Here is an 18,628-nt window from a genome sequence, read left to right on the forward strand (position 1 = left end):
TCATTTAGGACCGTAGTTCAATCACGAAGGGAGGTTCCACAATGGCTCGCAGCTTAAAAAAAGGACCATTTGTTGATGATCATTTGATGGCTAAAGTCGAGAAATTGAATGAAACTGACAAAAAGCAAGTCGTAAAAACTTGGTCTCGTCGTTCTACAATTTTCCCACAATTCATCGGTCACACAATCGCTGTCTATGACGGACGCAAACATGTACCTGTTTTCATTTCTGAAGATATGGTAGGTCACAAATTGGGCGAATTCGCACCAAGCCGTACTTACAAAGGTCATGCTAGTGACGATAAAAAAACAAGACGCTAATGAGAGGAGGCTTTTAAATGCAAGCTAAAGCTGTCGCAAGAACAGTCCGTATTGCTCCTCGTAAAGCACGTCTAGTAATGGACCTGATCCGAGGTAAGCAAGTAGGAGAAGCAGTTTCTATCTTAAACCTTACACCTAAGGCTGCTTCACCAATTATTGAAAAAGTATTAAAATCTGCTATCGCAAACGCTGAGCACAACTACGAGTTGGACGCTAACAGCCTAGTGATTACTCAAGCATTCGTTGACGAAGGTCCAACACTTAAGAGATTCCGTCCACGTGCTATGGGTCGTGCGAGCGCAATTAACAAACGTACTAGCCACATTACAATCGTTGTATCAGAAAAGAAGGAGGGATAATCCGTGGGTCAAAAGGTAAATCCAGTAGGTCTTCGTATTGGCGTCATTCGTGATTGGGAATCTAAATGGTTCGCAGGAAAAGATTACGCTGACTTCTTACATGAAGACTTGAAAATCCGTGAATTCATCAGCAAGCGTTTGTCTGACGCGTCTGTTTCTAAAGTAGAAATCGAACGTGCTGCAAACCGCGTAAATATCACAATCCACACGGCTAAACCAGGTATGGTAATTGGTAAAGGCGGATCTGAAGTTGAAGCACTTCGTAAAGCTCTTAACAGCCTAACTGGCAAACGTGTACACATCAACATTCTTGAAATCAAGAGAGCAGATCTTGATGCTCAGCTAGTTGCTGAAAACATCGCTCGTCAACTTGAAAATCGTATTTCATTCCGTCGTGCACAAAAACAAACAATCCAACGCACAATGCGTGCTGGAGCACAAGGAATCAAAACAATGGTTTCTGGTCGTCTTGGCGGTGCAGATATTGCTCGTTCTGAATATTACAGTGAAGGTACTGTTCCGTTGCACACACTTCGTGCTGACATCGACTATGCTACTGCTGAAGCTGACACTACTTATGGTAAGCTTGGCGTAAAAGTATGGATCTATCGTGGAGAAGTCCTTCCAACTAAGAAGAATACTGCGGAAGGAGGAAAATAATATGTTATTGCCAAAACGCGTGAAGTATCGCAGAGAACATCGTGGGAAAATGCGTGGTCGTGCAAAAGGTGGCACTGAAGTACATTTCGGTGAGTACGGTATCCAAGCTCTTGAAGCTTCTTGGATCACGAACCGTCAAATCGAAGCTGCTCGTATTGCTATGACTCGTTACATGAAACGTGGCGGTAAAGTTTGGATTAAAATTTTCCCTTCTAAGCCATACACAGCTAAACCTCTAGAAGTCCGCATGGGTTCCGGTAAAGGTGCTCCAGAAGGATGGGTAGCTGTAGTAAAACCGGGCAAAGTTTTATTTGAAATTTCTGGTGTGTCTGAAGAAGTTGCTCGTGAAGCTCTTCGTCTTGCATCTCACAAATTGCCAATTAAAACGAAGTTCGTAAAACGTGAAGAAATTGGTGGTGAATCAAATGAAAGCTAATGAAATTCGTGACCTTACCACTGCTGAAATTGAACAAAAAGTAAAGTCTCTTAAAGAAGAACTTTTCAATCTTCGTTTCCAATTAGCGACTGGGCAGCTTGAAAACACTGCTCGCATTCGTGAAGTGCGTAAATCAATCGCACGCATGAAAACTGTGATTCGTCAAAGAGAAATCGCTGCTAATAAATAATAATTAGAGGGGAGGCCCCGCAAACATGAGCGAACGTAACCAACGTAAAGTGTATCAAGGTCGTGTTGTTTCTGACAAAATGGATAAAACCATCACTGTTGTAGTTGAAACATACAAAAAGCATTCACTTTATGGCAAACGTGTAAGATACTCTAAGAAGTTCAAAGCACATGATGAAAACAACCAAGCAAAAATCGGAGACATCGTAAAGGTCATGGAAACTCGTCCTTTATCTGCGACTAAACGCTTTCGTCTAGTTGAAGTTGTCGAAGAAGCCGTTATTATCTAATAAAGTTCGGATTTCTTTTTCCGAAAGGAGGTAACATTAATGATTCAACAGGAGACTCGTTTAAAAGTAGCTGACAACTCTGGCGCACGCGAAGTACTAACGATTAAAGTTCTTGGTGGCTCTGGACGTAAGACGGCTAACATCGGTGATGTCATTGTTTGTACGGTTAAACAAGCAACACCAGGAGGCGTTGTCAAAAAAGGTGAAGTTGTGAAAGCAGTTATCGTTCGTACAAAGAGCGGAGCTCGCAGAAACGATGGATCTTACATCAGTTTCGATGAAAATGCATGTGTCATTATCCGTGACGACAAGAGCCCGCGTGGAACTCGTATCTTCGGACCAGTAGCACGTGAACTTCGTGAAAACAACTATATGAAAATTGTTTCTCTAGCACCAGAAGTACTTTAATGAATACAATCCGCGACTCAAGGAGGTGCGATTAAATGCATGTTAAAAAGGGCGATAAAGTAGTGGTTATCTCTGGTAAAGATAAAGGTAAACAAGGAGTCATCCTTGCTGCTTTCCCTAAGAATGACCGTGTTTTAGTAGAAGGTATTAACCTTGTGAAAAAACACTCTAAACCAACCCAAGCTAACCCTCAAGGCGGAATTTCTGAACAAGAAGCGCCGATCCACGTATCAAACGTAATGCCGCTTGATCCTAAAACGGGTGAAGTGACACGTGTTGGGTATAAAGTTGAGGACGGAAAGAAAGTCCGTGTAGCGAAAAAGTCTGGGCAAGTTCTAGATAAATAGTAAATAAGGAAGGGAGGTCTTTCTCATGAACCGCCTTAAAGAAAAGTATGTAAAAGAAATTACACCTGCATTAGTTTCTAAGTTTGAATACAAATCAGTAATGCAAGTGCCAAAAATCGAAAAAATCGTGATCAACATGGGTGTTGGTGACGCTGTTCAAAACGCTAAAGCAATCGATACTGCTGTTGAAGAATTAACGTTTATCGCTGGTCAAAAACCTGTCGTTACTCGTGCGAAGAAGTCTATTGCTGGATTCCGTCTACGTGAAGGAATGCCAATCGGTGCGAAAGTAACACTTCGCGGAGAGCGCATGTACGATTTCCTTGATAAACTTATTTCTGTATCTTTACCACGTGTACGTGACTTCCGCGGGATTTCTAAGAAATCTTTCGACGGTCGTGGAAACTACACGCTTGGTATTAAAGAACAGTTAATCTTCCCAGAAATTGATTACGATAAAGTAACAAAAGTCCGTGGTATGGATATCGTTATCGTTACGACTGCCAATACGGACGAAGAAGCACGTGAGTTATTAACTCAAGTAGGTATGCCGTTCCAGAAATAATCAATGAAAGGGAGGCGAAATCGTGGCTAAAAAGTCTATGATTGCGAAACAACAACGCAAACAAAAGTTTAAAGTTCAAGAGTATACGCGCTGCGAACGTTGTGGACGTCCACATTCAGTAATTCGCAAGTTTAAACTTTGCCGTATTTGTTTCCGCGAACTTGCATATAAAGGACAAATTCCTGGCGTTAAAAAAGCCAGCTGGTAATCCCCATAAATGGGAAGGAGGTTATTAAATAATGGTTATGACAGATCCGATTGCAGATTTGCTGACTCGTATTCGCAATGCGAACATGGTACGTCATGAGAAGCTAGAAGTACCGGCTTCAAAAATCAAAAGAGAAATTGCTGAAATCTTAAAGCGTGAAGGTTTTATCCGTGACGTTGAATATGTTGAAGACAGCAAACAAGGAATTATCCGTATGTTCCTTAAATATGGCCAAAACAACGAGCGTGTTATCACTGGTCTAAAAAGAATCAGTAAACCTGGTTTACGTGTATATGCGAAATCAAATGAAGTACCACGTGTACTTAACGGACTTGGAATCGCAATTATTTCTACATCACAAGGTGTTTTATCGGACAAAGAAGCCCGTGCTAAACAAGCTGGTGGAGAAGTACTTGCTTACGTATGGTAAAAAAAGTTTAAGATGAATGGAGGTGCTTGGTATGTCTCGTATAGGTAAAAAACTAATCGAGATCCCTTCAGGAGTTACTGTGACAAACAACGATAACACAGTGACAGTAAAGGGACCAAAAGGTGAACTAACTCGTACATTTCACCCTGATATGGAAATTAAAATTGAGGACAGCGTCTTAACTGTAAGCCGTCCGTCTGATCATAAAGAACACCGTGCTTTACATGGTACAACACGTAGCTTAATTGCAAACATGGTTGAAGGTGTATCTAAAGGTTTCGAAAGAGGTTTAGAACTTATCGGTGTCGGTTACCGTGCAGCTAAATCTGGAAACAAACTTGTTCTTAACGTTGGATACTCTCATCCAGTTGAAATCGTTCCTGAGGCTGGAGTTGAAGTCGAAGTTCCATCTCAAACGAAAGTAGTCATTAAAGGTATCGATAAAGAGCGTGTGGGAGCTCTAGCTTCTAACATCCGCGCTGTCCGTTCTCCAGAGCCTTACAAAGGTAAAGGAATTCGTTACGAAGGTGAATTCGTTCGCCGTAAAGAAGGAAAAACTGGTAAGTAAGATCGCTTAATGTGAAGAAAGGAGTGACTCGGATGATTACGAAAACTAGCAAAAACGCTACTCGTCTTAAAAGACACGCTCGTGTTCGTGCGAAACTTTCAGGTACTGCTGAAAGACCTCGCCTTAACGTTTTCCGTTCTAACAAGAACATCTACGCTCAAGTAATTGATGATGTTAACGGTGTAACACTTGTAAGTGCTTCTACTCTTGATAAAGAGTTAAAGATCGAGAATAGTTCTGACGCTGCAGCTGCTACTAAAGTTGGCGAACTTGTTGCAAAACGTGCTGTTGAAAAAGGAATCTCTAACGTGGTATTTGACCGCGGAGGATACTTATATCATGGACGTGTAAAAGCTCTAGCTGAAGCTGCTCGTGAGGCTGGACTTAAATTTTAATAAAAGAAGGAGGGACACATCCGAATGAGTCGTATTGACCAAAGCAAATTAGAGTTAGAAGAACGCTTAGTTACGGTTAACCGCGTAGCGAAAGTTGTTAAAGGTGGACGTCGTTTCCGTTTTGCAGCTTTAGTTGTTGTCGGTGACAAAAACGGTCATGTAGGTTTCGGTACTGGTAAAGCACAAGAAGTACCAGAAGCGATCCGCAAAGCTGTTGAAGATGCGAAAAAGAATTTAATTGAAGTACCAATGGTTGGAACTACAATTCCACATGAAATCATCGGTCGATTCGGTGCAGGAAACGTTCTATTGAAGCCTGCTTCAGAAGGTACAGGAGTTATCGCTGGAGGCCCAGTGCGTGCGGTTCTTGAGCTTGCTGGTCTAGCTGATATCCTTTCTAAATCTCTAGGTTCTAATACACCGATCAACATGATCCGCGCAACACTTCAGGGTTTAAGTGAACTTAAACGTGCTGAAGACGTTGCGAAGCTTCGTGGAAAATCTGTAGAAGACCTGTTAGGATAAGGAGGGAACATTAATGGCAAATAAATTAGAAATTACCCTCAAACGCAGTGTAATCGGTCGCCCAGAAGATCAGCGTGTCACTGTTCGTACTCTTGGTCTTAAGAAAACAAACCAAACAGTCGTACATGAAGACAATGCAGCGATCCGCGGCATGATTAACAAGGTGTCTCATTTAGTTTCTGTTAAAGAACAATAAAACATTTTTAATCGATAAGGAGGTGCCCAAATGAAACTTCATGAATTGAAGCCTTCAGAAGGTTCACGTAAAGTACGCAACCGTGTTGGTCGTGGTATTGGATCAGGTAACGGTAAAACTTCTGGTAAAGGTCATAAAGGTCAAAACGCTCGTTCTGGCGGCGGTGTACGCCCTGGTTTCGAAGGTGGTCAAATGCCTTTATTCCAACGTCTTCCAAAACGTGGTTTTACAAACATCAACCGTAAAGATTACGCGGTTATCAACTTAGACAGATTAAACAGTTTTGACGAAGGAACGGAAGTAACTCCTGAACTTCTTCTAGAGACTGGTGCAATAAGCAAGTTAAAAGCAGGAGTAAAAATTCTTGGCAACGGTAAATTAGAAAAAAAATTAACTGTAAAAGCCAATAAATTCTCTGCTTCTGCGAAAGAAGCTATTGAAGCTGCTGGCGGTACAGCCGAGGTGATCTAACTTGTTTAAGACAATCTCCAATTTTATGCGCGTGAAAGATATACGGAATAAGATTATATTCACTCTTTTAATGTTAATCGTCTTTCGTATAGGTGCTTTCATCCCTGTGCCTAATGTGAACGCCGAAGTTCTCCAGGCACAGGATCAAATGAGTGTTTTCGGGATCCTCAACACGTTTGGGGGCGGGGCACTTTTCCAATTCTCCATTCTTGCAATGGGGATTATGCCGTATATCACTGCTTCGATCATCATTCAGCTCTTGCAGATGGATGTTGTTCCGAAGTTTACTGAGTGGTCAAAGCAAGGAGAGGTTGGCCGCCGAAAATTAGCACAATTCACAAGGTATTTTACAATTGTTCTAGGTTTTATCCAGGCGTTAGGAATGTCATATGGATTCAACAATATGGCAGGAGGCATGCTGATTGAAAACCCAGGTGTTTCAACGTACCTCTTAATTGCGGTCGTACTCACTGCGGGAACAGCATTTTTAATGTGGCTGGGAGAGCAGATTACTGCTCACGGTGTTGGTAACGGTATTTCGATTATTATCTTTGCCGGTATCATCGCAGGTATCCCTCAAACATTAAAACAAGTGTACGCTCAGCAATTTGTGGGTGGAGATGGACAGCTGTTCATGCAAATCCTGAAAATTGCCCTTATTGTTATTGCTATCCTTGTCATTGTTATCGGTGTTATTTACATTCAAATGGCAGTGAGAAAGATTGCGATTCAATATTCAAAAGGAACTGGCCGTGCACAAATGTCTGCTAGTCAAGCAACGCACCTTCCATTGAAAGTGAATCCAGCAGGGGTGATTCCAGTCATCTTTGCCGTTTCTTTCATTATTACTCCGCAGACGGTTGCATCGTTCTTCGGAACCAATAATGTGACAACTTGGATAACCAACAACTTTGACTATACTAAGCCAATCGGTATGACGATTTATGTAGCACTGATTGTTGCTTTCACATATTTTTATGCCTTTGTCCAAGTGAATCCTGAACAAATGGCTGAAAATCTGCAAAAGCAGGGTGGCTATATCCCGGGAGTTCGTCCAGGGAAAATGACTCAAGATAGAATTACGAGCATTTTGTACCGACTCACGTTTGTGGGCGCCATTTTCTTAGCCGTGATTTCAATACTTCCTATCTTTTTCATTCAATTCGCTGGATTACCTTCCGCTGCACAAATTGGCGGCACAAGTCTTCTCATTGTTGTAGGTGTTGCACTTGAAACAATGAAACAGCTTGAAAGCCAATTAGTGAAACGAAACTACCGTGGATTTATGAAATAAAACAGAGGGCTGGGCTTCTGCCCAACCTCTCTAAGTAAGGAAGGGGAAATCCGAAATGAACTTAGTCTTAATGGGGCTTCCGGGTGCTGGTAAAGGCACTCAGGCAGAACGAATTGTTGATGATTATGGGATCCCTCATATCTCAACAGGAGATATGTTCCGCGCTGCTATGAAAGAGGAGACACAACTTGGGCTCGAAGCAAAATCCTTTATCGATAAAGGAGAGCTTGTTCCTGATGAGGTCACAATCGGTATTGTTAGAGAAAGACTTGGCAAAAATGATTGTGAACAAGGTTTTCTTCTGGACGGATTTCCGCGAACAGTCGCTCAGGCTGAAGCTTTAGAAGAAATTCTAAAGGACCTTGGCAGAACGATTGATTATGTCATTAATATTAAAGTCGATAAAGATGCTTTGATGGAGCGTCTGACTGGCCGAAGAATTTGCAAAAATTGCGGAGCGACATATCATTTAGTATTCAATCCACCTGCGAAAGAAAATGTTTGCGATAAGTGTGGAGGCGAACTTTATCAACGTGCAGATGATAATGCAGAAACCGTTTCGACTAGACTTGAAGTAAACTTAAAGCAGACTGAACCTTTACTGAACTTCTATTCAGAAAAAGGATATCTTGCAAACATTGATGGTGCGAAGCACATTAACGATGTATATGCAGATATCAAGAACCTGCTTGGGGGATTAAATAAATGATTATCTGTAAAACTCCTCGCGAGCTTGAGATTATGAGAGAAGCTGGACGCATTGTCGCACTGACTCATGAAGAGCTGAAGAAACACATAAAACCAGGTATTTCGACAAAAGAATTGGATCAAATTGCCGAACGTTTTATTACAAAGCAGGGTGCAATCCCATCTTTTAAAGGGTATAATGGTTTTCGCGGGAGCATTTGCGTTTCGGTGAATGAAGAACTCGTTCACGGTATTCCTGGTAAACGGGTTTTACGTGATGGCGACATCATTAGTATCGATATTGGCGCAAAGTTAAATGGCTATCATGGTGACTCTGCTTGGACTTATCCAGTTGGGGTAATCAGTGATGAAGACCGCAAACTACTGGAAGTCACAGAGGAATCTCTATATAAAGGCTTACAGGAAGCAAAGCCAGGCGAACGTCTGTCGAACATTTCCCATGCCATACAAACGTATGTAGAAAACGAGAATTTCTCAGTTGTTAGAGAATATGTTGGACATGGGGTCGGACAGGATCTTCATGAGGACCCTCAAATTCCTCATTATGGTCCGCCCAACAAAGGCCCGCGGCTAAAACCTGGAATGGTGTTGGCCATCGAACCGATGGTGAACGCAGGCAGCCGATATGTGAAAACATTGGCTGATAACTGGACGGTTGTAACGGTTGATGGGAAAAAGTGTGCTCACTTTGAGCATACGATTGCGATTACAGATACAGGTTTTGATATACTGACTAAGATTTAGGTCTTCACTGAAGCCTTTCAGGCCCAAATCGGGCAGGTTGTCTGTATAGTCCAAAGGAAAGAACAAGATCAGTATACAGGTGTCATCGGCATGTTCGGTGGCTGCCATGTACTAATCGCAGACGGAGAAAAGCGTAAATTTCATTCTCCTAAGAAAAAATATCAATCATATAACCTTTTATGGTTGCGTATCTCCGGAAGTTCAGAACAGTATATTCAAAACAGGTCGGGTGATAGATGGACAATTGAGATGATCTCATTTGGACATTTGTCAGAGAGCAAGTTACTGATTTGAAGAAGGGAGAACACTTGAATGGCGAAAGACGATGTAATTGAAGTGGAAGGTACTGTAGCAGAAACTTTGCCAAATGCAATGTTCAAAGTTGAACTAGAGAATGGTCATACAGTTTTGGCTCATGTATCAGGAAAAATCCGTATGCACTTCATTCGCATTTTACCTGGAGACAAAGTTACGGTAGAATTATCTCCATATGACTTAACTCGTGGTAGAATTACGTACCGTTACAAATAAAGCAACTCCGGAAGAAGGAGGTTGGAAACACATGAAAGTGAGACCATCTGTTAAACCTATCTGTGAAAAATGTAAAGTTATTCGCAGAAAAGGAAAAGTAATGGTGATCTGTGAAAACCCAAAACATAAACAAAAACAAGGCTAATAACAAGGAGGTGCCCAAATCATGGCTCGTATTGCTGGTGTAGATATTCCACGTGATAAACGTGTTGTCATTTCTTTAACATATGTTTTTGGAATTGGTCGTACGACTGCGCAACAAGTCCTTAAAGAAGCAGGTGTTTCTGAAGACACTCGCGTTCGCGATCTAACTGAAGACGAACTTGGTAAAATCCGTGATATCATTGACAAACTTAAAGTAGAAGGTGACCTTCGTCGTGAAGTTTCACTTAACATTAAGCGTCTAATTGAAATCGGAAGCTACCGCGGAATCCGTCATCGTAGAGGACTTCCTGTTCGTGGACAAAACACAAAAAACAACGCGCGTACTCGTAAAGGTCCGCGTCGTACTGTAGCTAACAAGAAAAAATAAGTAAAGGAGGTAGTTAAAGAATGGCTGCTGCTCGTAAACAAAATACGCGTAAACGTCGCGTGAAAAAGAATATTGAAGCTGGAATCGCTCATATCCGTTCCACTTTCAACAACACGATTGTAACGATTACTGATGTTCATGGAAACGCAATTTCTTGGTCAAGTGCTGGTGCATTAGGATTCAGAGGTTCTCGTAAATCTACTCCTTTCGCTGCACAAATGGCTGCTGAAACTGCTGCTAAAGGTTCTATCGAACATGGTCTTAAAACACTTGAAGTAACTGTTAAAGGTCCTGGTTCTGGTCGTGAAGCTGCAATTCGTGCACTTCAAGCTGCAGGTCTTGAAGTTACTGCAATCAGAGACGTAACTCCAGTTCCTCATAACGGATGCCGTCCACCAAAACGTCGCCGCGTGTAATTTGTTTGTATAGATTTTGTGTCCCTGTCAATAATGGGTTATGATACAGTTATTTATGAGACGAATACACGACTCGTTGCCTGAGCACATACGGGACTAAACAATGAGGAATTTCGGATGGAATCTCATATGATTCTATTCGAGGTTTCGACGTTTTGAAGGAGGGTTTTATTAGATGATCGAAATTGAAAAACCAAAAATCGAAACGGTTGAAATCAGCGACGATGCCAAGTATGGCAAGTTTGTCGTAGAGCCACTTGAGCGTGGATATGGTACCACTTTAGGGAACTCCCTTCGTCGTATCCTTTTATCCTCACTTCCTGGTGCAGCTGTAACATCGATCCAGATAGATGGTGTCTTACACGAATTCTCAACGATCGAAGGCGTGGTTGAAGATGTTACAACGATTATCTTAAACATTAAAAAGCTTGCACTCAAAATCTACTCTGAAGAAGAGAAGACGCTTGAAATTGATGTACAAGATGAAGGTACTGTAACAGCTGCTGATATTACACACGACAGCGATATTGAAATCTTAAATCCAGATCTCCACATCGCAACTCTTGGCAAGAATGCGAGCTTCCGTGTTCGCTTAACTGCACAAAGAGGTCGCGGGTATAATCCTGCTGATGCAAACAAAAGAGACGATCAGCCAATCGGTGTGATTCCGATCGACTCAATCTATACACCTGTATCTCGTGTGACTTATCAAGTGGAGAACACCCGTGTTGGGCAAATCACAAACTATGATAAATTAACACTAGATGTATGGACTGATGGAAGCACAGGACCGAAAGAAGCGATCGCTCTAGGTTCTAAGATTTTAACTGAACACCTGAATATTTTCGTTGGGTTAACTGACGAAGCTCAGCATGCTGAAATCATGGTTGAGAAAGAAGAAGACCAAAAAGAAAAAGTGCTTGAAATGACAATTGAAGAGCTTGATCTTTCTGTTCGTTCTTACAACTGTTTGAAGCGTGCGGGTATTAACACTGTTCAAGAGCTTGCTAACAAGACAGAAGAGGATATGATGAAAGTTCGTAACCTTGGACGTAAATCTCTTGAAGAAGTGAAAGCGAAACTAGAAGAACTTGGACTGGGTCTTCGTAAAGACGATTGACTAGTTTCATTGTGAACTAGGATTTTCGTGTGTTTTTTATTCATACAGCATCTCTAACTAAGGAGGGGACATCACATGGCATACAGAAAGCTAGGACGCACTAGTGCACAACGTAAAGCAATGCTTCGTGACCTAACGACTGATTTGATCATCAACGAACGCATCGAAACAACTGAAACACGTGCGAAAGAACTTCGCTCTGTAGTTGAAAAAATGATCACTCTTGGCAAACGCGGAGATCTTCATGCTCGCCGTCAAGCTGCAGCTTACATTCGTAATGAAGTAGCTAATGCTGAAACAAACCAAGATGCACTTCAAAAATTATTCGCTGACGTTGCAACTCGCTACGAAGATCGCCAAGGTGGATACACTCGTATCATGAAGCTTGGACCTCGTCGCGGCGATGGCGCACCAATGGCTGTCATTGAATTAGTTTAATCACATAGCGTGTATCTAAGAAAGGGCGGGACAGTTCATAACTGGATCTATGCCCTTTTTTAGATACTACGGCTTTTTAGCAATAAGCAAAGAAGAGATTGAGCTGAGAGGAGGTCCGGTAGAGATGGGGAAGACATTAATTGACGTAAAGGACATTGTATTTCGTTATCACAAGGATGCGGACAAGCCCGCTTTAGATCAAGTGTCATTGCATGTGAACCAAAATGAATGGCTCGCCATTGTTGGCCATAACGGTTCAGGTAAATCCACACTTGCCCGTGTACTGAATGGGCTCATTTTACCGGATGCTGGAACGGTCAAGGTTGGAGAGATTGAGCTCAAAGAAGAGAGTGTTTGGGATGTTCGCAAAAAGGTCGGAATGGTCTTTCAAAACCCAGATAACCAATTCGTTGGCTCAACGGTTCGTGATGATGTGGCTTTTGGTTTAGAAAATAACGGGGTTGAGCGGGAATTGATGATAGAACGTGTAGATTGGGCTGTTAAACAGGTCAATATGCAGGAGTTTCTTGATCAAGAGCCGCACCATCTATCAGGCGGGCAAAAGCAGAGAGTTGCCATTGCAGGTGTTCTTGCCGCAAGCCCTGACATCATGATCCTGGATGAAGCAACATCGATGCTTGATCCGATCGGCCGTGAAGAAGTGTTAGAGACTGTTAGACTATTGAAGGAACAAGGAACGGTCACAGTCATTTCCATCACACATGATTTAGACGAGGCCGCCAAGGCAGACCGGGTCATTGTCATGAATGGCGGGAAAAAATTTGCCGAGGGAACCCCAGAGGAAGTATTTGAACTAGATGAACAGCTGGTTCAGATTGGACTTGATCTGCCATTCTCCTATCGGTTGAGCAAACAATTGAAGCAGCAAGGTGTACCGCTTGCAAATGCCCATTTGACACAAGAAGGATTGGTGAAAGAGCTATGGACATTACGATCAAAGAACTAGAGCATCGTTATCAAATGAAAACGCCGTTTGAGCGTCTCGCTTTGTATGATGTCAATGCTTCCATCCAAGAGGGCAGTTATGTCGCTGTCATTGGTCATACAGGCTCTGGCAAGTCCACATTGCTGCAGCACTTAAATGGATTGCTCAAACCAACGAAGGGGAGCATTGCGCTTGGAGATACCGTCTTACAAGCCAATAAAAAGCAGAAGGATTTAAAATCCCTCCGGAAAAAAGTAGGCATCGTGTTTCAGTTTCCTGAGCATCAGCTCTTTGAAGAAACGATCCTAAAGGATATCTGCTTTGGTCCGATGAATTTTGGCGTTCCTCAGGAGAAGGCAGAAGCGAAGGCAAAGGAAATGCTGAAGCTGGTTGGTCTTCCTGAATCTCTATTATCTCGATCTCCCTTTGAACTAAGCGGCGGTCAAATGAGACGTGTGGCGATTGCAGGTGTTCTAGCGATGGAGCCAGAAGTGCTTGTGCTGGATGAACCGACTGCAGGGTTAGATCCACGCGGACGGAAGGAAATCATGGACATGTTCTATGAGCTTCATCAAAAGGCAAACCTTACCACGATTCTGGTTACACACAGTATGGAGGACGCCGCTCATTATGCGGATCAAATGATTGTGATGCATAAAGGAACAGTGAAGGCGACAGGTACGCCGAGAGAATTGTTTGCTAATCGTACAGACATGTCTTCGTTTGGTCTCGACCTCCCAGAAACGATTAAATTCCAGCAGACTGTAGAAGAAAAGCTGGGCATTACGTTTCCGAGGCCGCTTCTGACCATGGATGAAATGGCAGAAGCCTTAACAGCTCTTTATCAGGAGGACACGACATCATGATGGATAGTATGATTATCGGCAAATATGTGCCAGGTTCATCCTTTGTCCATCGTCTTGATCCAAGGACAAAGCTGTTATCAATTTTCTTTTTTGTCTTTATTGTCTTTTTTGCTAATAATTACATCACTTACGGGCTTTTAGGTGTCTTTACCCTCCTTGTGGTGATGGTTTCTCAGGTGCCGCTATACTTTATTCTCAAGGGAATGAAGCCGATCCTATGGATTGTCCTGTTTACCTTCATTCTGCATATCTTCATGACAAAGGATGGCGCCTTGCTATTTCACTTTGGTTTTTTAAATATTTATGAAGAAGGTCTAAAGCAGGGGATTTTCATTTCACTCCGTTTTGTCTATCTCATCATGATGACGACACTTCTGACGTTAACCACAACGCCTATAGAAGTGACAGACGGCATGGAAAAGCTGCTTCACCCATTCCGTAAAATCAAACTGCCTGTTCACGAGCTTGCTCTCATGATGTCCATCTCTCTTCGGTTTATTCCAACTTTACTAGAAGAGACGGATAAAATCATGAAGGCACAAATGGCAAGAGGTGTTGATTTTACAAGCGGACCTCTTAAAGATCGCATGAAAGCAATTGTTCCTTTGCTTGTTCCGCTTTTCGTCAGTGCGTTTAAGCGTGCAGAGGAACTGGCGACAGCAATGGAAGCGAGAGGCTACCGCGGTGGAGAAGGGCGGACGAAATACCGTCAGCTTGTCTGGGGCATGAAAGACACGTTCACGCTGCTCCTATTCATCCTGTTAACAGCACTCCTTGTGCTTCTGAGAAATTAGGTGATTCCTAGATGAAGGTCAAATGTACCGTATCCTACGATGGGACACATTTTAAAGGCTATCAGGTGCAGCCTGGGCAGCGGACTGTTCAGACGGAGATCGAGTCGGCTCTTGCAAGAATGCATAAACAGGATGAACTGATTCCGATTGTGGCTTCTGGCCGGACGGACAGCGGCGTCCATGCGAAGGGACAGGTCATCCATTTCGACACGCCGCTCTCGATTCCGATGGAAAGATGGCCTTTTGCCCTCAACAGTCTCCTGCCGGATGATATCCGGGTTCTAAAGGCTGAGGAAGTGGATGAGTCGTTTCATGCACGTTTTAGTGTCGTTTCGAAGGAGTACCGTTATAAGGTCTCAACGGAAACGCACCAAAATGTGTTCACGAGACAGTATGCCTGCCACTTTCCTTACCGGCTGGATGCAGGCAAAATGAGAGAAGCCGCTGGGCACCTCATTGGCACACATGATTTCACAAGCTTTTGTGCGGCCAATACAGAGGTTCAGGACAAGGTGAGGGAGATTTACACCCTTGAGTGGAAAAACGTCTCAGACGGGCTTGAAATGCGTGTGAGAGGAAATGGCTTTTTATACAACATGGTGCGAATTATCGCTGGAACGTTACTTGAAATCGGATCTGGTAAATTTCACCCTGAGGAGATAAAAGCCATGCTTGCCGCCCGAAATCGCGAAGCGGCAGGCAAGACTGCGCCTAGTCACGGACTGTATTTATGGGAAGTTTTCTATGACAACTAAACCAGGTGTAACATGTTCTTGACACAGGAAGCAGAAAGTTATAAGATATCATATGGTATGTATTTCAACCCCACAAATAAGCCCCGGAAGACTTATCTTGTGTTTTGAAATAGAACGTAGCATTTGATTCAAGGAAAAATCATTGATTTATTTAGGAGGGAAACTCATGCGTACAACACCAATGGCGAACGCAAGCACAATTGAGCGCAAATGGCTAGTTGTTGATGCGGCAGGCAAGACTCTAGGTCGTCTTTCTACTGAAGTAGCATCACTTTTGCGCGGTAAGCACAAACCAACTTATACACCACACGTTGATACAGGTGATCACGTCATCATCATCAATGCTGAGAAAATTGAATTAACAGGTAAGAAATTGACGGACAAAATTTACTACCGTCACACAATGCACCCAGGTGGTTTGAAACAAAGAACTGCTCTTGAGATGCGTACAAACTACCCTGAAAAAATGTTGGAGCTTGCTATCAAAGGGATGCTTCCAAAGGGTCCATTAGGCCGTCAAATGTTCAAAAAATTAAATGTGTACCGTGGTTCTGAGCATCCACATCAAGCACAACAACCTGAAGTTTACGAACTTCGCGGTTAATTATAAGGGAGGTTAACAATTTGGCACAGGTTCAATATTACGGTACAGGTCGTCGTAAAAGTTCTGTAGCGCGCGTTCGCTTAGTTCCAGGTGAAGGCCGTATCGTCGTTAATAATCGTGAAATTACTGAATACATTCCATTCGCTGCTTTAATCGAAGACGTGAAACAGCCTTTGAACATCACAGAAACAGCTAACAGCTACGATGTTCTTGTAACTGTTCACGGTGGTGGATTCTCTGGTCAAGCTGGAGCAATTCGTCACGGTATCTCTCGTGCTCTTCTAGAAGTAGATCCTGAGTACCGTACATCACTTAAACGTGCTGGACTTCTTACTCGTGACCCTCGTATGAAAGAGCGTAAGAAATACGGTCTTAAAGGCGCACGTAGAGCTCCTCAGTTCTCAAAACGTTAATCAATTTTATATTGTATGGACGTTTTACAAAGGTTTGTTACAGACAAACCATATATTAAAAGCATCAGCATCCTGCTGGTGCTTTTTTTGTGCTTTTTATTTAATAAATAATGACTGGTCACTTCCTTTTGGATACGTATAAAATATGAGTATAGAAAGTTTTCTGTTTAAAAGAAGATTATTTATGGAGGTTGTCCTATGAATCTAACGACAGAAAGGTGTCTCATTCGACCATTTACTGATGATGATTGGCAGGATGTTTATGCATATACATCTGATCCGGCAGTGATGAAGTATATTCCGGAAGATGTATTTTCTAAAGAAGATGCGAAGGAATTTATCAAAAATAATCGTCATGAAAATGCTAAGTATGTCGCTGTCCTATTAAAAGAAGATCATACATGCATTGGGCATCTCGCGTTTCATCCGTACTTTGGTGAGCACACATATGAAATTGGGTGGGTCTTCAATCCTGCATATCAAAACAAAGGCTATGCATCAGAAGCGGCTTATGCTGTACTAAATTATGGCTTTCACACAATGAATTTACATCGAATCATTGCCACTTGTCAGCCTGAAAATGTGCCATCGTGGAGAGTGATGGAGAAAATGGGGATGAGAAGAGAAGGATATTTTAAAAAGTGTATACCACAAGGAAACGAGTGGTGGGATGAGTTTTACTATGCCATTTTACAAGATGAATGGTTCATGAAGAAGACTTGATAAGTTTTCATGATATGAAGTAATTCGGCATTCCAAATATCCCTTCGCTTTCGCTATTGATATAATCAGGTCAAATAAGCAGAAGAGGGGCGCGGGCATGAGGATCTTTGATGCACATTTTCATATCATTGATTTTGATTTTCCCATTCAAGAAAACCAAGGATATACACCGTATAGTTATGTGGTGAATGATTATAGGAGAGAGACGGCTGATTTTGGGATTTTAGGTGGAGCAATCGTGTCAGGGTCATTTCAAGGCTTTGACCAAGGCTATTTGTTGAAGGTGCTGGATGAAATGGGGCCGTCTTTTTGCGGTGTGACTCAATTACCTTTTACAGCAACTGATGATGAGATTGTTCATTTGGATCAACATGGGGTAAAAGCTTTACGTTTTAACGTGAAGCGGGGTGGTTCGGAGAATATTTCGAAGCTCGATTATTTTGCGAGAAGGGTGTATGAGCTGGCGGGATGGCATAGTGAGATTTACATAGACGCTAAGCATCTCCCTGACATCTCATCAACACTTGAAAAGCTGCCGGCCGTTTCAATTGATCATTTAGGCTTATCGGAAGAAGGCTTGCCGCATTTGCTAAAGCTGGTTGAAAAAGGGGTTCGTGTGAAAGCAACAGGTTTTGGACGTGTCGATTTAAACGTTGAACATGCATTGACTTCTATCTATCAAACGAACCCTGATGCACTGATGTTTGGTACAGACCTTCCATCCACAAGGGCAAAGCGTCCATTTGAATACGGTGATGTTGAGTTGATTCAACAGCTTTTTGATGAAAAAGCTGCTGATCACATCTTATATAAGAACGCACATCATTGGTATGTTGGTCAATAAGTTCCACTTCATTTCAAAGGAGGTGTGTTCATTGGATTTAAGCCAACTGACGTTCAGAGAAGCCACTCTGAAAGATCTCGACAAGATCGTCTTCATGCTCGCTGATGATATGTTAGGTCAAAAAAGAGAGCGCTACACTCAACCATTATTAGAAAGCTATATCAAAGCCTTTCACTCAATAGATGCTGATCCAAATATTGAACTCATGGTTGCGTGTGATCAGGAAGAAGCTGTAGGTGTTCTCCAATTGACCATGACGCCATTTCTTACACATCAAGGAGGATGGAGAGCATCAATAGAAGGAGTTCGTACGGCTTCTACTCATAGAGGAAAAGGAGTCGGCAAGCTGCTCATAAAATGGGCCATTCAACGCGCCAGCGACAGTGGATGTCATATGGTTCAGCTAACAACAGACAAACAGAGGCCAGATGCACACCGTTTTTATGAAAAATTAGGATTTGAAGCTACGCATGATGGGATGAAACTGCATCTGCCCCATCAATAAGAACATCAAGAAGTGGAGGGATTCACGA

34 protein-coding genes and 1 pseudogene are annotated in these 18,628 nt (G+C 42.5%); all 35 read left to right on the plus strand.

From position 1 onward, the window contains the following. Positions 1–41 precede the first annotated feature (41 nt). The 35 genes and pseudogenes from rpsS (at position 42) to GKC25_RS00925 (ending at position 18,600) form a co-directional block, all read left to right on the plus strand. Positions 42–320: a 30S ribosomal protein S19 gene (gene rpsS / locus GKC25_RS00755; protein WP_003216920.1), complete on the plus strand. Its 279-nt coding sequence runs from the start codon at positions 42–44 to the stop codon at positions 318–320. 17 nt (positions 321–337) lie between these two features. Next, on the plus strand, positions 338–679 hold the full coding sequence (gene rplV / locus GKC25_RS00760) for a 50S ribosomal protein L22 (RefSeq protein ID WP_007496316.1): 342 nt from the start codon (positions 338–340) through the stop codon (positions 677–679). 3 nt (positions 680–682) lie between these two features. Further along, positions 683–1,339, plus strand: a complete 657-nt coding sequence (gene rpsC, locus GKC25_RS00765; RefSeq protein WP_003217241.1) for a 30S ribosomal protein S3 — start codon at positions 683–685, stop codon at positions 1,337–1,339. Between the two features lies 1 nt (position 1,340). Continuing rightward, a complete protein-coding gene (gene rplP / locus GKC25_RS00770) occupies positions 1,341–1,775 on the plus strand; it encodes a 50S ribosomal protein L16 (RefSeq protein WP_003156478.1) in 435 nt (144 codons plus the stop codon). Next, positions 1,765–1,965 carry a 50S ribosomal protein L29 gene (rpmC, locus tag GKC25_RS00775; protein WP_003217155.1) on the plus strand — a complete coding sequence of 67 codons (201 nt, stop codon included), beginning with the start codon at positions 1,765–1,767 and terminating at the stop codon, positions 1,963–1,965. Before rplP ends, rpmC begins: the two co-directional genes overlap by 11 nt. Positions 1,966–1,990: 25 nt before the next feature. Continuing rightward, positions 1,991–2,254 (plus strand): 30S ribosomal protein S17, encoded by a 264-nt coding sequence (gene rpsQ, locus GKC25_RS00780; RefSeq protein ID WP_003216906.1) that lies wholly within the window; start codon positions 1,991–1,993, stop codon positions 2,252–2,254. Positions 2,255–2,293: 39 nt separating this feature from the next. Beyond that, a complete protein-coding gene (rplN, locus tag GKC25_RS00785; RefSeq protein ID WP_003216882.1) occupies positions 2,294–2,662 on the plus strand; it encodes a 50S ribosomal protein L14 in 369 nt (122 codons plus the stop codon). Between the two features lie 35 nt (positions 2,663–2,697). Continuing rightward, positions 2,698–3,009 carry a 50S ribosomal protein L24 gene (rplX, locus tag GKC25_RS00790; protein WP_003217151.1) on the plus strand — a complete coding sequence of 104 codons (312 nt, stop codon included), beginning with the start codon at positions 2,698–2,700 and terminating at the stop codon, positions 3,007–3,009. A gap of 25 nt (positions 3,010–3,034) precedes the next feature. After that, a complete protein-coding gene (rplE, locus tag GKC25_RS00795; protein WP_003217159.1) occupies positions 3,035–3,574 on the plus strand; it encodes a 50S ribosomal protein L5 in 540 nt (179 codons plus the stop codon). Between the two features lie 22 nt (positions 3,575–3,596). Further along, positions 3,597–3,782 (plus strand): 30S ribosomal protein S14, encoded by a 186-nt coding sequence (gene rpsN / locus GKC25_RS00800; RefSeq protein ID WP_008356542.1) that lies wholly within the window; start codon positions 3,597–3,599, stop codon positions 3,780–3,782. 31 nt (positions 3,783–3,813) lie between these two features. Beyond that, positions 3,814–4,212, plus strand: coding sequence for a 30S ribosomal protein S8 (gene rpsH, locus GKC25_RS00805; protein WP_003217040.1), 399 nt, complete (start codon positions 3,814–3,816; stop codon positions 4,210–4,212). Between the two features lie 31 nt (positions 4,213–4,243). Beyond that, a complete protein-coding gene (gene rplF, locus GKC25_RS00810; RefSeq protein WP_003217186.1) occupies positions 4,244–4,780 on the plus strand; it encodes a 50S ribosomal protein L6 in 537 nt (178 codons plus the stop codon). Positions 4,781–4,812: 32 nt separating this feature from the next. Then, complete coding sequence (gene rplR / locus GKC25_RS00815) at positions 4,813–5,175, plus strand: 50S ribosomal protein L18 (protein ID WP_003216951.1); 363 nt, start codon at positions 4,813–4,815, stop codon at positions 5,173–5,175. Positions 5,176–5,199: 24 nt separating this feature from the next. Then, positions 5,200–5,700: a 30S ribosomal protein S5 gene (gene rpsE, locus GKC25_RS00820; RefSeq protein ID WP_003217179.1), complete on the plus strand. Its 501-nt coding sequence runs from the start codon at positions 5,200–5,202 to the stop codon at positions 5,698–5,700. 13 nt (positions 5,701–5,713) lie between these two features. Beyond that, the gene (gene rpmD / locus GKC25_RS00825) at positions 5,714–5,896 is read left to right on the plus strand and encodes a 50S ribosomal protein L30 (RefSeq protein ID WP_003217067.1); all 183 of its coding nucleotides are present in this window, start codon (positions 5,714–5,716) and stop codon (positions 5,894–5,896) included. Positions 5,897–5,926: 30 nt separating this feature from the next. Beyond that, the gene (rplO, locus tag GKC25_RS00830; protein ID WP_003216888.1) at positions 5,927–6,367 is read left to right on the plus strand and encodes a 50S ribosomal protein L15; all 441 of its coding nucleotides are present in this window, start codon (positions 5,927–5,929) and stop codon (positions 6,365–6,367) included. A 1-nt stretch (position 6,368) separates the two neighbouring features. Further along, the gene (gene secY, locus GKC25_RS00835; RefSeq protein ID WP_012008710.1) at positions 6,369–7,661 is read left to right on the plus strand and encodes a preprotein translocase subunit SecY; all 1,293 of its coding nucleotides are present in this window, start codon (positions 6,369–6,371) and stop codon (positions 7,659–7,661) included. 55 nt (positions 7,662–7,716) lie between these two features. Continuing rightward, a complete protein-coding gene (locus GKC25_RS00840) occupies positions 7,717–8,370 on the plus strand; it encodes an adenylate kinase (RefSeq protein WP_034665602.1) in 654 nt (217 codons plus the stop codon). Beyond that, positions 8,367–9,113 (plus strand): type I methionyl aminopeptidase, encoded by a 747-nt coding sequence (map, locus tag GKC25_RS00845; protein ID WP_003217210.1) that lies wholly within the window; start codon positions 8,367–8,369, stop codon positions 9,111–9,113. The genes GKC25_RS00840 and map overlap by 4 nt, the downstream gene beginning before the upstream one ends. Positions 9,114–9,140: 27 nt before the next feature. Further along, a pseudogene (locus GKC25_RS00850) lies at positions 9,141–9,448 on the plus strand (KOW domain-containing RNA-binding protein). After that, positions 9,426–9,644, plus strand: coding sequence for a translation initiation factor IF-1 (gene infA / locus GKC25_RS00855; protein WP_003217190.1), 219 nt, complete (start codon positions 9,426–9,428; stop codon positions 9,642–9,644). Before GKC25_RS00850 ends, infA begins: the two are co-directional and overlap by 23 nt. Positions 9,645–9,675: 31 nt before the next feature. Beyond that, positions 9,676–9,789, plus strand: coding sequence for a 50S ribosomal protein L36 (gene rpmJ / locus GKC25_RS00860; protein WP_003156543.1), 114 nt, complete (start codon positions 9,676–9,678; stop codon positions 9,787–9,789). Positions 9,790–9,810: 21 nt separating this feature from the next. Then, positions 9,811–10,176 (plus strand): 30S ribosomal protein S13, encoded by a 366-nt coding sequence (gene rpsM / locus GKC25_RS00865; protein ID WP_003217023.1) that lies wholly within the window; start codon positions 9,811–9,813, stop codon positions 10,174–10,176. A 20-nt stretch (positions 10,177–10,196) separates the two neighbouring features. Continuing rightward, entirely contained in the window at positions 10,197–10,592 is a 396-nt protein-coding gene (gene rpsK, locus GKC25_RS00870; RefSeq protein WP_003217231.1) for a 30S ribosomal protein S11, read from the plus strand. A gap of 175 nt (positions 10,593–10,767) precedes the next feature. Next, positions 10,768–11,712, plus strand: coding sequence for a DNA-directed RNA polymerase subunit alpha (locus GKC25_RS00875; RefSeq protein ID WP_003217009.1), 945 nt, complete (start codon positions 10,768–10,770; stop codon positions 11,710–11,712). Positions 11,713–11,787: 75 nt separating this feature from the next. Then, positions 11,788–12,150 (plus strand): 50S ribosomal protein L17, encoded by a 363-nt coding sequence (rplQ, locus tag GKC25_RS00880; RefSeq protein ID WP_003216944.1) that lies wholly within the window; start codon positions 11,788–11,790, stop codon positions 12,148–12,150. A gap of 124 nt (positions 12,151–12,274) precedes the next feature. After that, positions 12,275–13,117 (plus strand): energy-coupling factor ABC transporter ATP-binding protein, encoded by an 843-nt coding sequence (locus tag GKC25_RS00885; RefSeq protein ID WP_095286189.1) that lies wholly within the window; start codon positions 12,275–12,277, stop codon positions 13,115–13,117. Next, positions 13,093–13,962, plus strand: coding sequence for an energy-coupling factor ABC transporter ATP-binding protein (locus tag GKC25_RS00890; protein ID WP_044139648.1), 870 nt, complete (start codon positions 13,093–13,095; stop codon positions 13,960–13,962). The genes GKC25_RS00885 and GKC25_RS00890 overlap by 25 nt, the downstream gene beginning before the upstream one ends. Next, positions 13,959–14,756 carry an energy-coupling factor transporter transmembrane component T family protein gene (locus tag GKC25_RS00895; RefSeq protein WP_044139647.1) on the plus strand — a complete coding sequence of 266 codons (798 nt, stop codon included), beginning with the start codon at positions 13,959–13,961 and terminating at the stop codon, positions 14,754–14,756. Before GKC25_RS00890 ends, GKC25_RS00895 begins: the two co-directional genes overlap by 4 nt. 11 nt (positions 14,757–14,767) lie before the next feature. Continuing rightward, on the plus strand, positions 14,768–15,511 hold the full coding sequence (gene truA / locus GKC25_RS00900; protein ID WP_034665588.1) for a tRNA pseudouridine(38-40) synthase TruA: 744 nt from the start codon (positions 14,768–14,770) through the stop codon (positions 15,509–15,511). 166 nt (positions 15,512–15,677) lie between these two features. Then, complete coding sequence (gene rplM / locus GKC25_RS00905; RefSeq protein WP_003217042.1) at positions 15,678–16,115, plus strand: 50S ribosomal protein L13; 438 nt, start codon at positions 15,678–15,680, stop codon at positions 16,113–16,115. Positions 16,116–16,135: 20 nt separating this feature from the next. Next, positions 16,136–16,528 carry a 30S ribosomal protein S9 gene (rpsI, locus tag GKC25_RS00910; RefSeq protein ID WP_003217273.1) on the plus strand — a complete coding sequence of 131 codons (393 nt, stop codon included), beginning with the start codon at positions 16,136–16,138 and terminating at the stop codon, positions 16,526–16,528. Positions 16,529–16,726: 198 nt separating this feature from the next. After that, positions 16,727–17,251 carry a GNAT family N-acetyltransferase gene (locus GKC25_RS00915; RefSeq protein ID WP_034665585.1) on the plus strand — a complete coding sequence of 175 codons (525 nt, stop codon included), beginning with the start codon at positions 16,727–16,729 and terminating at the stop codon, positions 17,249–17,251. A 97-nt stretch (positions 17,252–17,348) separates the two neighbouring features. Then, positions 17,349–18,095 (plus strand): amidohydrolase family protein, encoded by a 747-nt coding sequence (locus GKC25_RS00920; protein WP_034665582.1) that lies wholly within the window; start codon positions 17,349–17,351, stop codon positions 18,093–18,095. Then, complete coding sequence (locus tag GKC25_RS00925) at positions 18,082–18,600, plus strand: GNAT family N-acetyltransferase (protein ID WP_045210289.1); 519 nt, start codon at positions 18,082–18,084, stop codon at positions 18,598–18,600. Before GKC25_RS00920 ends, GKC25_RS00925 begins: the two co-directional genes overlap by 14 nt. Positions 18,601–18,628: the final 28 nt, after the last annotated feature.

Source organism: Bacillus pumilus (genome assembly GCF_038738535.1).
In the GTDB taxonomy this organism is placed as follows: domain Bacteria; phylum Bacillota; class Bacilli; order Bacillales; family Bacillaceae; genus Bacillus.

What these genes read in the sequence shown, in the direction of transcription:
- GKC25_RS00890 (WP_044139648.1), top strand. Translation starts at nt 13,093, where the DNA reads ATGGACATTACGATCAAAGAACTAGAGCATCGTTATCAAATGAAAACG.
- map (WP_003217210.1), top strand. Translation starts at nt 8,367, where the DNA reads ATGATTATCTGTAAAACTCCTCGCGAGCTTGAGATTATGAGAGAAGCT.
- rplO (WP_003216888.1), top strand. Translation starts at nt 5,927, where the DNA reads ATGAAACTTCATGAATTGAAGCCTTCAGAAGGTTCACGTAAAGTACGC.
- rpmD (WP_003217067.1), top strand. Translation starts at nt 5,714, where the DNA reads ATGGCAAATAAATTAGAAATTACCCTCAAACGCAGTGTAATCGGTCGC.
- rplV (WP_007496316.1), top strand. Translation starts at nt 338, where the DNA reads ATGCAAGCTAAAGCTGTCGCAAGAACAGTCCGTATTGCTCCTCGTAAA.
- rpsQ (WP_003216906.1), top strand. Translation starts at nt 1,991, where the DNA reads ATGAGCGAACGTAACCAACGTAAAGTGTATCAAGGTCGTGTTGTTTCT.
- infA (WP_003217190.1), top strand. Translation starts at nt 9,426, where the DNA reads ATGGCGAAAGACGATGTAATTGAAGTGGAAGGTACTGTAGCAGAAACT.
- rplN (WP_003216882.1), top strand. Translation starts at nt 2,294, where the DNA reads ATGATTCAACAGGAGACTCGTTTAAAAGTAGCTGACAACTCTGGCGCA.
- GKC25_RS00885 (WP_095286189.1), top strand. Translation starts at nt 12,275, where the DNA reads ATGGGGAAGACATTAATTGACGTAAAGGACATTGTATTTCGTTATCAC.
- rplM (WP_003217042.1), top strand. Translation starts at nt 15,678, where the DNA reads ATGCGTACAACACCAATGGCGAACGCAAGCACAATTGAGCGCAAATGG.
- rplQ (WP_003216944.1), top strand. Translation starts at nt 11,788, where the DNA reads ATGGCATACAGAAAGCTAGGACGCACTAGTGCACAACGTAAAGCAATG.
- rplF (WP_003217186.1), top strand. Translation starts at nt 4,244, where the DNA reads ATGTCTCGTATAGGTAAAAAACTAATCGAGATCCCTTCAGGAGTTACT.
- rplX (WP_003217151.1), top strand. Translation starts at nt 2,698, where the DNA reads ATGCATGTTAAAAAGGGCGATAAAGTAGTGGTTATCTCTGGTAAAGAT.
- rpsS (WP_003216920.1), top strand. Translation starts at nt 42, where the DNA reads ATGGCTCGCAGCTTAAAAAAAGGACCATTTGTTGATGATCATTTGATG.
- rpsE (WP_003217179.1), top strand. Translation starts at nt 5,200, where the DNA reads ATGAGTCGTATTGACCAAAGCAAATTAGAGTTAGAAGAACGCTTAGTT.
- GKC25_RS00925 (WP_045210289.1), top strand. Translation starts at nt 18,082, where the DNA reads ATGTTGGTCAATAAGTTCCACTTCATTTCAAAGGAGGTGTGTTCATTG.
- truA (WP_034665588.1), top strand. Translation starts at nt 14,768, where the DNA reads ATGAAGGTCAAATGTACCGTATCCTACGATGGGACACATTTTAAAGGC.
- GKC25_RS00875 (WP_003217009.1), top strand. Translation starts at nt 10,768, where the DNA reads ATGATCGAAATTGAAAAACCAAAAATCGAAACGGTTGAAATCAGCGAC.
- rpsH (WP_003217040.1), top strand. Translation starts at nt 3,814, where the DNA reads ATGGTTATGACAGATCCGATTGCAGATTTGCTGACTCGTATTCGCAAT.
- rpmC (WP_003217155.1), top strand. Translation starts at nt 1,765, where the DNA reads ATGAAAGCTAATGAAATTCGTGACCTTACCACTGCTGAAATTGAACAA.
- GKC25_RS00840 (WP_034665602.1), top strand. Translation starts at nt 7,717, where the DNA reads ATGAACTTAGTCTTAATGGGGCTTCCGGGTGCTGGTAAAGGCACTCAG.
- rpsM (WP_003217023.1), top strand. Translation starts at nt 9,811, where the DNA reads ATGGCTCGTATTGCTGGTGTAGATATTCCACGTGATAAACGTGTTGTC.
- rpsK (WP_003217231.1), top strand. Translation starts at nt 10,197, where the DNA reads ATGGCTGCTGCTCGTAAACAAAATACGCGTAAACGTCGCGTGAAAAAG.
- GKC25_RS00915 (WP_034665585.1), top strand. Translation starts at nt 16,727, where the DNA reads ATGAATCTAACGACAGAAAGGTGTCTCATTCGACCATTTACTGATGAT.
- rpmJ (WP_003156543.1), top strand. Translation starts at nt 9,676, where the DNA reads ATGAAAGTGAGACCATCTGTTAAACCTATCTGTGAAAAATGTAAAGTT.
- rplR (WP_003216951.1), top strand. Translation starts at nt 4,813, where the DNA reads ATGATTACGAAAACTAGCAAAAACGCTACTCGTCTTAAAAGACACGCT.
- GKC25_RS00920 (WP_034665582.1), top strand. Translation starts at nt 17,349, where the DNA reads ATGAGGATCTTTGATGCACATTTTCATATCATTGATTTTGATTTTCCC.
- GKC25_RS00895 (WP_044139647.1), top strand. Translation starts at nt 13,959, where the DNA reads ATGATGGATAGTATGATTATCGGCAAATATGTGCCAGGTTCATCCTTT.
- rplE (WP_003217159.1), top strand. Translation starts at nt 3,035, where the DNA reads ATGAACCGCCTTAAAGAAAAGTATGTAAAAGAAATTACACCTGCATTA.
- rplP (WP_003156478.1), top strand. Translation starts at nt 1,341, where the DNA reads ATGTTATTGCCAAAACGCGTGAAGTATCGCAGAGAACATCGTGGGAAA.